The organism is Pantoea sp. y20, assembly GCF_054903455.1.
The window spans coordinates 1,687,855-1,702,827 of the sequence record NZ_CM142816.1; the positions used below are offsets into that span (position 1 = coordinate 1,687,855).

The 14,973-nt window shown below is 56.5% G+C and carries 13 protein-coding genes; 9 read left to right on the forward strand and 4 right to left on the reverse strand.

Going from position 1 to position 14,973, the window contains the following annotated elements:
• Window positions 1–50: 50 nt before the first annotated feature.
• On the forward strand, window positions 51–1,484 hold the full coding sequence (gene ptsG, locus ACYAC5_RS07915; RefSeq protein WP_101760828.1) for a PTS glucose transporter subunit IIBC: 1,434 nt from the start codon (window positions 51–53) through the stop codon (window positions 1,482–1,484).
• A 181-nt stretch (window positions 1,485–1,665) separates the two neighbouring features.
• Here ptsG and bglB read toward each other — a convergent pair whose 3' ends face one another.
• A complete protein-coding gene (bglB, locus tag ACYAC5_RS07920) occupies window positions 1,666–2,805 on the reverse strand; it encodes a beta-galactosidase BglB (protein ID WP_101760827.1) in 1,140 nt (379 codons plus the stop codon).
• On the reverse strand, window positions 2,802–4,406 hold the full coding sequence (locus ACYAC5_RS07925) for an MFS transporter (RefSeq protein WP_462062765.1): 1,605 nt from the start codon (window positions 4,404–4,406) through the stop codon (window positions 2,802–2,804). The genes bglB and ACYAC5_RS07925 overlap by 4 nt, the downstream gene beginning before the upstream one ends.
• A gap of 356 nt (window positions 4,407–4,762) precedes the next feature.
• Between ACYAC5_RS07925 and hinT the strand changes: the two genes are divergently transcribed.
• The 8 genes from hinT (at window position 4,763) to ACYAC5_RS07965 (ending at window position 10,902) form a co-directional block, all read left to right on the forward strand.
• Window positions 4,763–5,113, forward strand: coding sequence for a purine nucleoside phosphoramidase (gene hinT, locus ACYAC5_RS07930; RefSeq protein ID WP_137385568.1), 351 nt, complete (start codon window positions 4,763–4,765; stop codon window positions 5,111–5,113).
• Window positions 5,114–5,130: 17 nt separating this feature from the next.
• A complete protein-coding gene (locus ACYAC5_RS07935) occupies window positions 5,131–5,496 on the forward strand; it encodes a YcfL family protein (RefSeq protein WP_110865934.1) in 366 nt (121 codons plus the stop codon).
• Window positions 5,497–5,506: 10 nt separating this feature from the next.
• A complete protein-coding gene (gene lpoB / locus ACYAC5_RS07940; protein ID WP_101760823.1) occupies window positions 5,507–6,103 on the forward strand; it encodes a penicillin-binding protein activator LpoB in 597 nt (198 codons plus the stop codon).
• Window positions 6,090–6,905, forward strand: coding sequence for a thiamine kinase (gene thiK / locus ACYAC5_RS07945; RefSeq protein ID WP_192234272.1), 816 nt, complete (start codon window positions 6,090–6,092; stop codon window positions 6,903–6,905). Before lpoB ends, thiK begins: the two co-directional genes overlap by 14 nt.
• 15 nt (window positions 6,906–6,920) lie before the next feature.
• Window positions 6,921–7,964, forward strand: coding sequence for a beta-N-acetylhexosaminidase (gene nagZ / locus ACYAC5_RS07950; RefSeq protein WP_462062766.1), 1,044 nt, complete (start codon window positions 6,921–6,923; stop codon window positions 7,962–7,964).
• A 39-nt stretch (window positions 7,965–8,003) separates the two neighbouring features.
• Entirely contained in the window at window positions 8,004–8,546 is a 543-nt protein-coding gene (gene ycfP, locus ACYAC5_RS07955; protein ID WP_192413645.1) for an alpha/beta hydrolase YcfP, read from the forward strand.
• A 212-nt stretch (window positions 8,547–8,758) separates the two neighbouring features.
• Window positions 8,759–10,063: an NAD(P)/FAD-dependent oxidoreductase gene (locus ACYAC5_RS07960; protein ID WP_085982480.1), complete on the forward strand. Its 1,305-nt coding sequence runs from the start codon at window positions 8,759–8,761 to the stop codon at window positions 10,061–10,063.
• Between the two features lie 296 nt (window positions 10,064–10,359).
• Window positions 10,360–10,902, forward strand: coding sequence for a glycine zipper 2TM domain-containing protein (locus tag ACYAC5_RS07965; RefSeq protein ID WP_007885735.1), 543 nt, complete (start codon window positions 10,360–10,362; stop codon window positions 10,900–10,902).
• Window positions 10,903–11,083: 181 nt separating this feature from the next.
• Here the strand turns inward: ACYAC5_RS07965 and mfd are convergent, their stop codons facing one another.
• Window positions 11,084–14,527 carry a transcription-repair coupling factor gene (gene mfd / locus ACYAC5_RS07970; protein WP_192413643.1) on the reverse strand — a complete coding sequence of 1,148 codons (3,444 nt, stop codon included), beginning with the start codon at window positions 14,525–14,527 and terminating at the stop codon, window positions 11,084–11,086.
• A gap of 104 nt (window positions 14,528–14,631) precedes the next feature.
• Window positions 14,632–14,841, reverse strand: coding sequence for a hypothetical protein (locus ACYAC5_RS07975; RefSeq protein WP_064740896.1), 210 nt, complete (start codon window positions 14,839–14,841; stop codon window positions 14,632–14,634).
• Between the last annotated feature and the right edge of the window lie 132 nt (window positions 14,842–14,973).

Genomic DNA, 14,973 nt, shown 5'->3' on the forward strand with positions numbered 1-14,973 from the left:
CTAAGCCATGCGCACTGCGCAAAAAATTGCACTCATACTCAGGAGTTTCTATGTTCAAGAACGCATTTGCGAACCTGCAGAAAGTAGGTAAATCGCTGATGTTGCCGGTATCGGTTCTGCCGATTGCCGGTATTTTGTTAGGTGTTGGTTCTGCAAACTTCAGCTGGCTGCCGGAAGTGGTTTCCCACGTCATGGCCGAAGCGGGTGGTTCGGTATTTGCCAATATGCCGCTGATCTTTGCGATCGGTGTGGCGCTTGGCTTTACCAATAACGACGGCGTTTCCGCGCTGGCGGCCGTGGTTGCCTACGGCATCATGGTGAAAACCATGGCGGTGGTTGCACCGCTGGTGCTGCATATGCCTGCCGGAGAAATTGAGGCTAAGCATCTTGCAGATACCGGTGTGCTCGGCGGAATCATCGCCGGTTCCATCGCGGCGTATATGTTTAACCGCTTCTATCGCATCAAACTGCCTGAGTATCTCGGCTTTTTTGCCGGCAAGCGCTTTGTGCCGATCATCTCCGGTCTGGCGGCGATTTTCACCGGTGTGGTGCTGTCATTCATTTGGCCGCCAATCGGTACCGCGATTCAGGAATTCTCACAATGGGCAGCCTATCAAAACCCAGTCGTCGCCTTTGGACTGTACGGTCTGATTGAGCGTTCGCTGGTGCCGTTTGGTCTGCACCATATCTGGAACGTCCCTTTCCAGATGCAGATTGGTGAATTCACCAACGCCGCAGGCCAGGTATTCCACGGTGATATCCCACGTTACATGGCGGGCGACCCAACGGCAGGCAAACTGTCTGGCGGCTTCCTGTTCAAAATGTACGGTCTGCCAGCGGCAGCGATTGCGATTTGGCATACGGCTAAACCAGAAAACCGCGCCAAAGTGGGCGGTATTATGATCTCCGCCGCGCTGACCTCGTTCCTGACCGGTATCACCGAGCCAATTGAGTTTGCCTTCATGTTCGTGGCGCCGATTCTGTATGTGATCCACGCGATTCTGGCAGGTCTGGCCTTCCCAATCTGTATTCTGCTGGGGATGCGTGATGGCACCAGCTTCTCACACGGTTTGATCGACTTTATCGTGCTGAGCGGTAACAGCAGCAAAATCTGGTTGTTCCCGATTGTGGGTATCATCTACGGCCTGATTTACTACACCGTATTCCGTTTCCTGATTGTGAAACTGAATCTGAAAACCCCTGGCCGTGAGGAGACCGCGATGGAGCAGAGCAGCGCAACCGGCAGCGAAATGGCGGGTAAACTGGTTACCGCGTTTGGTGGTAAAGAGAACATCACTAACCTTGATGCCTGTATCACGCGTCTGCGTGTCAGCGTGGCGGATGTCGGCAAGGTTGATCAGGCTGAACTGAAAAGCCTCGGCGCGCGTGGTGTGGTGGTAGCAGGTTCAGGCGTTCAGGCGATTTTCGGCACCAAGTCCGATAACCTGAAAACCGAAATGGATGATTATATCCGCAGCATGTAACTGAAAAAGGCGGGCAGAGCTGGTGCGATGAAGCCGCGTCAGATCGTAAAGACGCCATAAACCTTCCCTGGGGCTCGGCCCAAGCCATCCATGGCTTGGGACGCTTTACTCCTCTGCCGCCGCTTCAACGCACATTACTTACTGTGCGTAAAAATGCCCTCAAATGAGGGCATTTTTTTATTTACAGATATACCCGCAAATACTCCGTCAAACACAGCAGCGCCATGGCCTGACCGTACGGCATCGAGGTGAGCGGTATCTGGCGGTAGTACGCCAGATCGCTGCCCATCGCTGTTCCGAACGACACCTGCTTCAATTCCCCATCCTCATCGATATTGCCGATCACGCCGCGCAACGCTTTCTCCGCCAGCGGCAAATATTCGGGCGAAAGATAATGTTTGCGCACCGCTTTAAGAATGCCATAGGCGAAACCGGCGGTGGCGGAGGCTTCCGGATAACTGTTGGGATCGTCGAGCAAGGTGTGCCACAAACCGCTGCTATGCTGACAGGCGCTCAGCGCCTTCACCTGACTCTCCAGCACCTGCTGCAGGAAACGCCGCGTGGCGTGCTGTTCCGGCCAGTTCATCATCTCGAGGAAATCAGGAATAACGATAGTCAGCCAGCTGTTGCCGCGCGCCCAACGTGCATTGGCAAAATTGTGCCGCCCCTCAAACGTCCAGCCGTGGAACCACAAACCGGTTTGGCGATCCATTAAGTATTGGGTATGAATCAGGAATTGATAACTGGCTTCTTCGACAAACTCAGGACGATCCAGCAGCTGGCCAATCTTCGCCAGCGCCATCACGCTCATCATCAAGGTGTCATCCCACAGCTGTTGGGTGTTTTCGTTGTTGTAGACGATATGCTGCAAGCCGCCTTGCTCGGTGCGCGGCATCTCATACATCACCCATTCAGCCCAACGCTCCAGCACCGGCCGCCACGCAGCATTTCGCGTCTCTTCATAGCGATACGCCAGCGTCAGGAACGGGCAAACGGTATTGACGTTCTTGGTTGGCGTACCTTCCGCTAGCCGTGTGCTGAACCAGTCATCGATAATCTTCAGCGTCGCTTGATCGCCGGTTTGCTGATAATAGTGCAGCATGCCGTACAGGCCGATGCCGTGCGTCCACTCCCAACCGGCCCAGCCTTTGGTATCGATCACGCGGCCATCATCGAGGCGCAGCAAAAACTCGCCGCTGTGATCGGTAATATTCACCAGATTATGGGTTAGCCGCTGAATCAATTGCACCAGCTCAGTGCGTGGCAACAGATATTCAGGCTGGCGCAGTAACGCGCTGTGCTTTACAGGAAATACAGTCATGGTTCATTCCTATCGTTAATCAGGGTAGAGAGAGAAGGTAAAGATCGTCGCTGCGTCGGCAGCGGCGGTGCGGCAGGCTTATGACGGTTGAGATATCCGACGTTGTTATTGCCCCACAGATTTTCATACGGCATGCCCGCCAGCATTTCGACCACTTCACGCGCCTGTGGCGAAATACGCTCTGGCACCACGCGTCCGGCTTCGCGCATTTTCAACGTCTCTTCGCGCAGCACGGTGTGGGTTTGCAGATTGAGTTTAAAGCGCAGTGAAATAATGAAGCCGCAGGCCAGCACACAGAGCGTGCCCACGCTGAGGATCGCCAGAATGGTATGGCCGACAGCCGGCACCTGCGTGGCCTGGCCGGAAGAGAAGCCCGCCAGCTGCAACACGATACCGACGAACATCACCGCACCTGCTTGCGAGGCTTTGCGCGTCAGCGTCATGATGCCGGCAAAAATGCCTTCGCGACGTTGGCCGGTAATCACTTCATCGACGTCAGCGATATAGGTGTAAGTATTCCACGGCACATAGTTGATGCCGCCGCGACCAAGACCGGCAAGACCGGAAATCAGTACCAGCAGAGCGAAGTTGTCGTTCATGCCGCTGTACCACAATCCGGCGTAGGAGAGGGCGCTAAGCCCAAACAGCACCACCACCATACGGTATGCGGGCGCAGGCCCAAGGCGGATACACAGCGGAATCATCGCCATCACCGCAATAAACTGCATCACCGCCATGGTGCCCATCAGGTTGGAGGCGATCTGCGCGCTTTGCATCAGCACAAATACCACATACCAGGTGAACACCGCGTTAAAAACGTCCTGCGCGATATAGCCGCCGAGATACATGCCCAGATGCTGGCGGAAAATACGAATGCGCAGCGTTGAGGCCAGCTCGGTGTAGAGGCGCTTCAGGCTCTGTAGCAAGGTCAGCTGTGATTTTTCCTGCTCGGCGCGGCGCGATTCGGCAGAGAAATCGTCAGGATCGCGTTCCCAGGTAAACAGCCACACCAACGTTAATACCAGCGCACAAATCACCGAGAACACCAGGCTGGCGTAGAAGAAGGAGATCGGATTCTCTTTGCCAAACCATCCAATCAGTATGCCCGGCAGGAACGCTGCCAGAATGGCCGACAGCTGCGCCAGGCCAATACGCGCGCCAGAGAAGCGGGTTTTCTGTTTGAAATCATCGGTCATCTCCGGTACCAGCGTTTCGTAAGGCACCAGAATCATGGTGTAGACCATATCGAACAGCAGATAAGTCAGCAGATACCACCAAAAACTCATGTCGCCAACCCACATCAGGCTGTAGCTGAACACGCACGGAATACCGAGCAGGATAAAAAATTTGCGGCGGCCAAAGCGCTTGCCGAGCCAGGTCGAACCGAAGTTATCGGTCAGGAAACCCATCAGCGGGCTCACCACCGCATCCAGTACGCGGGCGGCGGCGAAAATGAAGGTCGCCTGAATCGGCGAGAGCCCACAAAAGGTGGTGTAAAAGTAGAGCAGCCAGGCGGCGGTTAGCGCCGTGGTGCCTGCACCGAGGAAATCCCCGGACCCATAGGCCAGATAATGGCCCAGGCCAATCTTACGAGAGCGCATGGCAGGTTCTCCTTGAATTAGTCGGTAAACACATCCCTCATCACTCCGTACAACTTGCGCGGATTGGATTGAAAGTAGAGCGGCTTAAGCTGGCAAACCTTCGTGATTTCGCAATGACCTGCAGGTGAGTGGCAAAATCACAAAGAAAAAGGCGTGATATCTCTAATTTATAAAACAGCGTTTCATTTTTGTGGTTAATGAGAGGTTAGAAATGCGAGCTGCAGCACAATGCGTGGCGAAGTGAGAAAACGGCTTAAAGGCAGCCATTTAATGCAGGAATTGTGGTCCTGAGGTTGAAAGAAATGGAATTCCTCACGCATACTGCCTGACTGAACTCAGGCTTAAGGAAATGCACCATGGCTGAAGAAACCATTTTCAGTAAAATCATCCGTCGCGAGATTCCCGCCGACGTGGTTTATCAGGACGAACTGGTCACCGCCTTCCGTGATATCGCGCCCAAAGCGCCTACCCATATCTTGATCATCCCCAACGTATTGATTCCCACCGCCAATGATGCGCAGCCCGCACACGAGCAGGCGCTGGGCCGGATGATCATCGTGGCCGCCAAAATTGCCCGTGAAGAAGGCATTGCCGAAGATGGCTATCGTCTGATCATCAACTGCAACAGCCATGGCGGTCAGGAGGTTTATCACATCCATATGCATTTGGTTGGCGGTCAGCCGCTGGGCCCGATGCTGGCCAGCTAACTCAGGCGGACAACGTGATGCGTCAATGGCTGAGTGGCTTGCTGTTGCTGACCCTTGCAGGTTGCAGCAGCGATAAGCCGATGATTAATACCTCGCAGTCGCTGGTGATGGAATCGGCGGTGTTATCCGCGGGCATTATTACCGATGATCCGAAGTTGACCGAACAAGATGGTCAGCAGCGTGCCATGAGCATGTTGTACAACCAGCGTGAAACGCCAGTGAAAGTGCACTATCGTTTCTATTGGTACGACGACAAAGGATTGGAAATCACGCCGGAAGAGCCGGCGCAAAGCCAAATCGTTCCGGCACACGGCAGCGTAGAAGTGGCCTCACAAATGGGCAATCCGACCGCCAGTAAGGTGCGTCTCTATCTTTATCTTTGAGGAGTAAGCTGTGATTCGCAGTGTAAAACGTTCGGGCGCGTTGTTATTTGCGCTAATGCTCACCGGTTGTGTGGTGCAACAACAGACGCCGGCACCGGTAGAACCCACGCAGCCGACTACGCCCACTCAGCCGGTTGAACCTACGCCGCAGCCAGTGCCGCCGCCGCAAACCGTGCCGCAGCCACCAAAGCTGAAAACCATTAACTGGGATGCCAGCGTCCAGCCGTTGGTCGGTAAGATGGTGCAATCTTCAGGCGTAAATCCGGGCAGCGTGCTGCTGGTGGATCGCATCAAGAACAGTACTAATGGCGCGCTGCAAACCGATAAAGCCACCGACGCGATTCAGAATGCGCTGGCCAACAACGGCAAGTTCACGCTGATCACCCCAGAACAGCTGGCGCAGGCCAAGCAAACGCTGGGCTTGTCGCCGGATGACAGCCTCAACTCGCGCAGTAAAGCGATTGGCCTGGCGCGCAACGTTAACGCGCAGTATGTGCTCTACAGCAATGCGCAGGGCGATGTGAAATCACCGACGCTGCAAATGCAGCTGATGCTGGTACAAACCGGTGAAATAATCTGGTCAGGAAACGGTGTTGCTCAACCCTGATCCACAGCTGCAAAACCTGCTTCAGCAACAATGGCCGACGGCGCAAGCTGCCGGTCATTTTTTCGCGCTGCCGGGACTGAGCGGGCAAAGCGTGCGCGTGCAGATGCCGCAGGGCGAATTGCTGGCGAGACGTGCGCCGCCGCAGCCGATCCCGTTTGTCGATCGCCAGCGCGAATACCGCATTCTGCAGCAACTGCGGCATGCACAGCTGGGGCCGCAGCCGCTGGCGTGGCGCCATCCCTGGCTGCTGCAAAGCTGGATGCCGGGCGAGGTGCTCACTTCCGCGCAGTTTAACGCGCAGCGGCAGGCGATTGTGGCGCTGCTGCAGCGTCTGCACCAACAGCCGCTCACCGGCTACCGTTTACGATTAGCGCCGCTGCTACAGCGCTATTGGCAGCTTTGCCGGCAGCGTCACTGGCGCTGGCAGCGTCGTCTGCAACGCTTATTACAGCAGGGCGAACCGCAGCCGCTGCGCCTGGCGCCGCTGCATATGGATGTCCACGCCGGCAACCTGATTGCCACGCCGGAAGGTTTACGCCTGATCGACTGGGAGTATGCCGCCGACGGTGACGTGGCGCTGGAGCTGGCGGCGGTGTGTGCGGTTGATGGCGATACGCGTTCCGCGTGGATTGCTGATTACGCCGCGCGCGCGCAACTGGATGAGCCAGCACTGGCATGCCAGATGCAGCGCTGGCAACCGTGGCTGCAGCTGTTGATGGCCAGCTGGTATCAGCTGCGTGCCGAGCAGAGCCAGGATGACACCTTACTGCAGCTGGCGCAGGCCAGCTGGCACGACCTTTAACCCAGGATTTTAATCATGACCATGAACACACCCGGACCGCTGATGCTCGACGTCGAAAGCTATGAGCTGGACGCCGAAGAACGCGAAATTCTGCAGCATCCGCTGGTGGGCGGACTGATTCTGTTTGCCCGCAACTTCCACGATGTCGAGCAGTTGGCAGAGCTGGTGCGCCAGATTCGCGCGGCATCGCGTCATCGTCTGGTGGTGGCGGTGGATCAGGAAGGCGGTCGCGTGCAGCGTTTCCGCGACGGCTTCACGCAGCTGCCGGCGATGCAATCCTTCGCCGCGCTGCACGATCTCAATAGCGCGGGTGAACTGGCGCAGCAGGCGGGCTGGCAGATGGCGTCGGAAATGATCGCCATGGACATCGACATCAGTTTCGCGCCGGTGCTCGATATTGGTCACATCAGCGCGGCTATCGGCGATCGTTCATTCCATGAAGATCCGGCCATCGCCCTACAGGTCGCGCGCCGTTTTATCAACGGCATGCATGAAGCCGGCATGAAAACCACCGGCAAACACTTCCCCGGTCACGGTGCGGTCAGTGCCGATTCGCATAAAGAGACGCCGCGCGACAACCGCGATGCCGCCACGCTGCGTCAGCATGACATGGCGATCTTTAAGCAGTTGATCGACGAGCAGCTGCTTGATGCGGTGATGCCGGCGCACGTTATCTATACTGAGGTGGATCCGTTGCCTGCCAGCGGTTCGCCGTATTGGCTGCAAACCGTATTGCGCGAGGAGCTCAGCTTTAACGGCGTGATTTTCTCCGACGACCTGTCGATGGAAGGTGCCGCGGTGATGGGCAGCTACGCCGAACGCGCGCAGCAGTCGCTGAATGCCGGTTGCGATATGATCCTGGTGTGCAATCAACGCGCGGGCGCGGTGAGCGTGCTGGATAACTTGACGCCGATCGGGGCAGAGCGCGTGACGCAGTTATACCATCAAGGGCGTTTTACCCGTCAAAGCCTGCTGGCAAGCGAGCGCTGGCGGCAAAATCAGCGTCAGTTAAGCGCGTTGCAAGAGCGCTGGCTGGCGCACAAAGCCTCGGGCAGATAAGCTTCGCTGCCCGGATTTCACTCCACGCTGAGGATAATCATGATCATCTATCTGCACGGTTTTGATTCCAACAGTCCGGGCAACCATGAAAAGGTGCTGCAGCTGCAGTTTATTGACCCGGACGTCAGATTAGTCAGCTACAGCACCCGCCATCCCAAACACGACATGCAGTTTCTGCTGAAAGAGTGCGACAAGCTGCTGCAACAGGGCGACGATGCGCATCCGCTGATTTGCGGGGTTGGGCTGGGGGGTTATTGGGCCGAACGCATTGGCTTCCTGTGCGGCATGCGTCAGGTGATCTTCAATCCAAATCTGTTCCCGTTTGAGAACATGGAAGGCAAAATCGATCGCCCGGAAGAGTATCTCGATATCGCCACTAAGTGCGTCAACGATTTCCGCGAAAAGAACCGCGAAAAGTGTCTGGCGATTTTGTCTCGACAAGATGAAGCGCTGGATAATCAGCGCAGCGCGACGTACCTGCAGCCGTTCTATGAAATCATCTGGGATGACGCAGCCAGCCACAAATTCAAGAACATCGCGCCGCATTTGCAGCGCATCAAAGCCTTCAAACTCCTCGCCTGACCGTCCGCGCGCCGTGTGATGCGGCGCATAAAATGTGTAACAATCTGATAATGCAGCTGAAAGATTGATGTACATCAATTTTCTTATGTTATGTCTTTGACGCCGTGATATTCTGCCCTCAGCTCGCGATTTAACGTCGCCAACCCTATGTTTATTAAGGTTTTTATTAACCATTAATTAACTATTGGTTTACAACTTTGAGGGGGTCCTTGTTGACTACATCTATGGAAAAAATCGTTATCATCGGCGGTGGTGCTGGCGGCTTAGAGCTGGCAACGCAGCTCGGTCACAAGCTGGGACGCAAGAAGAAAGCCGAGATCATCCTGGTCGATCGTAACCACAGTCATTTGTGGAAACCGCTGCTGCATGAAGTGGCAACCGGTTCGATGGACGAAGGGATTGATGCGCTGAGCTATCTGGCGCATGCGCGTAATCACGGCTTCCAGTTCCAGCTGGGATCGCTGACGCAAATCAATCGTGAAAACAAAACCCTTGAGCTGGCCGAAATCCGCGATGCGGAAGGCGCACTGTTAGTGCCGCAGCGTGAGCTGGCCTACGATCGTCTGGTCATCGCGCTTGGCAGCACCTCAAATGACTTCGGCACGCCGGGCGTAAAAGATCACTGCATCTTTCTCGACAACCCGCATCAGGCGCGTCGTTTCCACAACGAAATGCTCAACCTGTTCCTGCGTTTCTCGGCCAGCGAAGGCAGCCTGGAAAAAGTCAACATCGCCATTGTCGGCGGCGGCGCCACCGGCGTGGAACTCTCTGCAGAGCTGTATAACGCGGTGAAACAGCTGCACAGCTACGGCTACAAAGGTCTTGATAGCAGCTCGCTGAATGTCACGCTGGTGGAAGCCGGTGAACGCATTCTGCCGGCGCTGCCACCGCGCATTTCGGCGGCGGCGCATCAGGAGCTGACCAAACTTGGCGTACGCGTGTTGACGCAAACCATGGTCACCAGCGCCACCGAAAATGGCTTGAATACCAAAGGCGGCGAATTCATTGATGCCGATCTGATGGTGTGGGCGGCCGGTATCAAGGCGCCAGACTTCCTGAAAGAGATTGGCGGTCTGGAAACCAACCGCATCAATCAACTGGTGGTAAAAGAGACGCTACAAACCACGCTGGATGACGACATCTACGCCATTGGTGATTGCGCCTCCTGTGCGCTGCCGGGGGGCGGATTTGTACCGCCGCGCGCGCAGTCAGCACATCAAATGGCGTCGCGCGCGCTGGAGAACATCCTTGCACAGCGTAAAGACAAACCGTTGAAAGCCTATGTTTATAAAGATCACGGTTCGCTGGTGTCGCTGTCGCGCTTCAGCACCGTCGGCAGTTTGATGGGTAACCTGATGCGCGGATCGATGATGGTGGAAGGGCGCATTGCACGTTTCGTCTACATCTCTCTATATCGTATGCACCAGATTGCGCTCCACGGATACTTCAAGACCGGTCTTATGATGCTGGTCGGCAGTCTTAACCGCGTCCTGCGTCCGCGTCTCAAGCTGCACTGATGATTTTCGGGCGGTGAATGCCGCCCTACGCCACACCAGCTGCCGTAACCCGCTGAAAACTGCACGTTCAGCTTTAGGTTACGGCACTATTTCATCCGCTCTCGGAACTCTCCTAAAAGCTGGCCCTGATGGGTTTCCGCTGCGTTTCCTCCATTAATCTGATGTTGCAATTACGGTCCATCTGTAAAACTTATCACCAACAAACACGGCGCGGCGCGCACGCCGGTTATGCCTCGGCTACACAGGATCTGGTAGCGGCAGGAATGCGCGGTAACAACCTTCAGGAGGATATTCCTGTGAATAAATCAATGTTAGCGGGTATCGGTATCGGCGTGGCAGCAGCGTTAGGTGTTGCCGCAGTCGCCAGCATGGATGTTTTCGATCGCGGCCCGCAGTTTGCACAAGTCCTGTCGGCGACGCCGATTAAAGAGAGCATCAAGCAGCCGCGACAGGAGTGTCGCAATGTGACGCTGACCCATCGTCGTGCGGTCCAGGATGAGAATCGCATTGCCGGTTCGGTGCTGGGCGCGGTAGCCGGCGGCGTGTTGGGCCATCAGTTTGGTGGCGGACGCGGACGCGATGTGGCTACGGTAGCGGGCGCGTTAGCTGGCGGTTACGGTGGTAATCAGGTGCAGGGTGCGCTGCAGGATCGCGACACGTACACCACCAACGAGCAGCGTTGCAAAACGGTATATGACAAACAGGAAAAAATGCTGGGTTATGACGTGACCTATAAAATAGGCGACCAGCAGGGCAAAATCCGCATGGAAAACGACCCTGGTACCCGCATTCCGCTCGACCGTAATGGTCAGCTGATCCTGAATTCAAATCAGGCCTAATTGGGCAAAGATGCATCACAGCAGCAGTAACGAAAAAAGCGCCGCAAGGCGCTTTTTTTTATGTGTGAGATCCTCAACGCGCACAGATTCGTAGCGGCGCAATTTGTTGCGCATCATCAATGGCGCACGGAGTCAAAGGCGCGCGATGAATCGCGCCGCTACGATTCCATGCGGATACCCACTAAACCCGGTTTTTCGCCAGCTCGCTGACAAATCCCTGCACCCACTCCATACGGATTTTCCGGTCCGCCATATCGCGGGTGAACTTCAATCGCGTTGGGCCATCCAGCTTCCATTGCTGGGGATCTTTCTGCAGCAGGCCAATCAGCCAGCCCGGATCAACCTGATTCTGCGGCGCAAACTCGAAGAATCCGCCTTTGTCGCTGGCTTCAATCTTACGAATCCCCAACTCGCGTGCCACTAATCGCAGCCCGGCAACATCCAGCAGATTACGCGCGGCATCCGGCAGCTTGCCGAAGCGGTCAATCATCTCAACCTTCAGTTCCGCCAAATCCTGCTCATCGGCGGCGCTGGCCACGCGCTTGTAGAGCGACAAGCGAGTATTCACATCCGGGATAAAATCATCTGGCAGCAGGGCAGGCATACGCAGTTCAATTTCGGTTTGATTGCTGGTGAGATCTTCCAGCGACGGCTCGCGGCCCGCCTTCAGCGCATCGACCGCGTTCTCCAGCAGCTCCATATACAGCGTGAAGCCGATGGTTTCCATCTGGCCGCTCTGATCTTCGCCGAGCAGCTCACCCGCGCCGCGAATCTCCAGATCGTGGGTTGCCAGCGCAAAACCGGCGCCAAGATCTTCCAACGACGCGATAGCTTCCAGACGTTTTTGCGCATCAGTGGTCATCGCTTTTGGATGCGGCGTCAGCAGCCACGCATAGGCCTGATGGTGCGAACGTCCCACGCGGCCACGCAGCTGATGCAGCTGCGCCAGACCAAAGTGGTCGGCGCGTTCGATGATAATGGTGTTGGCGCTGGGTACGTCGATACCGGTTTCGATGATGGTGGTACACACCAGCACGTTAAAGCGCTGATGGTGGAAATCATTCATCACCCGCTCGAGATCGCGTTCGCGCATCTGACCGTGACCAATGGCAATGCGCGCTTCCGGCACCAGATCGGCCAATCGCTGCGCCGCTTTCTCGATGTTTTCCACGTCATTGTAGAGATAGTAAACCTGGCCGCCGCGCAGCACTTCACGCAGGATTGCCTCGCGCACCACCAGGCTGTCGTACTCACGTACAAAGGTTTTCACCGCCATGCGTCGTGCCGGTGGCGTGGCGATAATCGACAGATCGCGCATGCCGCTCATCGCCATATTCAGGGTGCGCGGAATCGGCGTGGCGGTGAGCGTCAGGATATCGACATCGGCGCGCATCGCCTTGATCCGCTCTTTATGACGCACGCCAAAGCGGTGCTCTTCATCGACAATTAGCAGGCCGAGATCGTGCCACTTCAGGTCGCTCGACAGCAGCTTATGGGTGCCAATCAGAATATCGACTTTGCCCTCGCGCGCCTGTTCCAGCACCTGACTCTGCTCTTTGGCGGTGCGGAAGCGCGACAGCATCTCAATGCGCACCGGCCAGTTAGCGAAACGATCGCGGAAGTTGTCGTAATGCTGCTGCGCCAGCAGCGTGGTGGGCACCAGCACCGCGACCTGTTTGGCGTTCTCAACCGCCAGAAACGCAGCGCGCATCGCCACTTCGGTTTTACCAAAGCCGACGTCGCCGCACACCAGACGATCCATCGCCAGCGGCTGACACATGTCGCTCAGCACCGCGTTGATCGCCTGGCCTTGATCCGGCGTGGTTTCAAACGGGAAGCCTTCGCAGAACAGCTGATACTGATCGCGGTCGTGCTTAAAGGCAAAGCCGGTTTTGGCTGCGCGCTGAGCGTAAATATCCAGCAGCTCCGCCGCCACGTCGCGCACTTTCTCAGCGGCTTTCTGCCGCGCGCGTGACCAGGCATCGCTGCCAAGTTTATGCAGCGGCGCGTTTTCATCAGCGCCACCGGCATAGCGGCTAATCAGATGCAGTGATGAAACCGGCACGTACAGCTTGGCGTCGCCCGCATAGGAGAGCATCAGATATTCAGCGACGATGCCGCCAGCTTCCAGCGTGGTCAGGCCGATATAACGCCCCACGCCGTGCTCCAGATGCACCACCGGCTGGCCGGGATGCAGCTCGGCGAGGTTGCGGATCAGCACATCAGGATTGATGGTGCGGCGATTATCCTGGCGACGACGACTGACGCGCTCGCCAAGCAGATCGCTTTCGCAAATCAACGCCAGCTGGCGTTGCGTATCGATAAAGCCGCGCTCGCTGGCGCCAATCATCAGGCTATGCGGCTGATTGGCGGCCTGATCAAAGTGATCAATAGCCTGTGGGCGCAGTTTAATGCGCGCCAACAGCTCTTGCAGGCTTTCACGCCGGCCTTCACTCTCAACCGAGAAAATCACCTGACCGCTGAATTGTTCAAGGAACTGACGCAGCAGATCGAGTGGCGCTTTGGCCTGCGCCTGCACCGTCAACTCCGGCAGCGGCTGATAACCGAGATTGGTATTCGCCGCTTTTTCCGGCAGCGTCTCGCTGCTTAACTGCATACGCGGCCAGGCTTTCAGTTCGCTCATCAGCGTGTCGGGACGCAGCCACAGCGTGACCGGCTCCAGCAGCGGGCGCATCGGATCGATACGGCGATTCTCAAAGCGCGCGTTGGCGTCAAGCCAGAAGCGCTCGGCGCTGGCCAGCAAATCGCCGCTATTGAGCAGCAGCGTATTGGCGGGCAGATAGCTGAACAGCGTCGGCAACGCCTGCTCAAAGAACAGCGGCTGCCAGTATTCGATACCGGCGGGTAGCGTGCCTTTGCTCACCTGCTGATAGACATGCTCCGGCTCGCGCCGTACGTCAAAGGTTTCGCGCCAGCGGCTGCGGAACAGCTCGATGGCGGCTTTATCCGTGGGGAATTCATGCGCCGGCAACAGGTTGATCGCGTTGACCGCCTCCAGCGTGCGCTGCGTATCGACATCAAACAGACGCAGGCTGTCGATCTCATCGTCAAAGAAGTCGATGCGATAAGGTTGGTCGCTGCCCATCGGGAACAGATCGAGCAGCGCACCGCGCGTGGCGTATTCACCGTGCTCCATCACCTGATCGACGTGACGATAACCGGCCTGCTCCAGCTGATCGCGCAGCGCATCGCGCGACAGCTTTTGCCCTTGCTGCATCACCAGCGCATGGCCGTGCAGGAAGCTGTGCGGACACACGCGCTGCATCAGCGTGTTGACCGGCATAATCAGCATCCCGCGCGTTAAGTTGGGCAGTTGATACAGCGTGGAGAGGCGAGCTGAGATGATGTCCTGATGCGGCGAGAAGCTGTCGTAGGGCAGCGTTTCCCAGTCAGCGAGATGGGTGACCGGCAGATCGGTGAACTGGCGAATCTCCTCCTGCAGACGCAGGGCAGATTGCATATCCGGGGTAATCATCAACACCGGACCGCTGTGGCGTTCGGTGATGCTGGCGCACTCAAGCGCTTGCGCGGCGCCGACGAGCTGGCCGAGCTGGCGATGGTCGCCGGCTTTGACTGGCAGGGTATAACGACTCTGTTCCGACATGGGATCTCGACATTCTCTCCTTGGATTACAGGGCGTCATCATTCCATAATCCGCCCTGAGGATCATCTGTCGTGGTGCGATTTCTCACACTTTTGCCGGTTGAGCTACTTACTCGATTGCTGTGTGTAGTGCATACGTGGGCGGTCAACATTGGCCCAGGACAGCTCTTTCTCCAGATGGTAGCTGTGGTTGCCATCGTCCCACTTCACGTAATAGCCGGTTGGCGCATCTCCCTGTTCAAAAACGTTGACGATCTCGCCTCTGATTTCTCCCGATTTATGCTTCACGATACTGTTCTTAGGGAATTTGAACATGGTGTACTCCTCCTCGCCTGCGGTAATTCACCTTTAAGTCTACGCCAGCCAATGACGAATAAACGTACAAATAACATCATTAATTTGTCGCAATTTTATGCATAAGCGTTGGCTGGGACGGTTTTTGACACA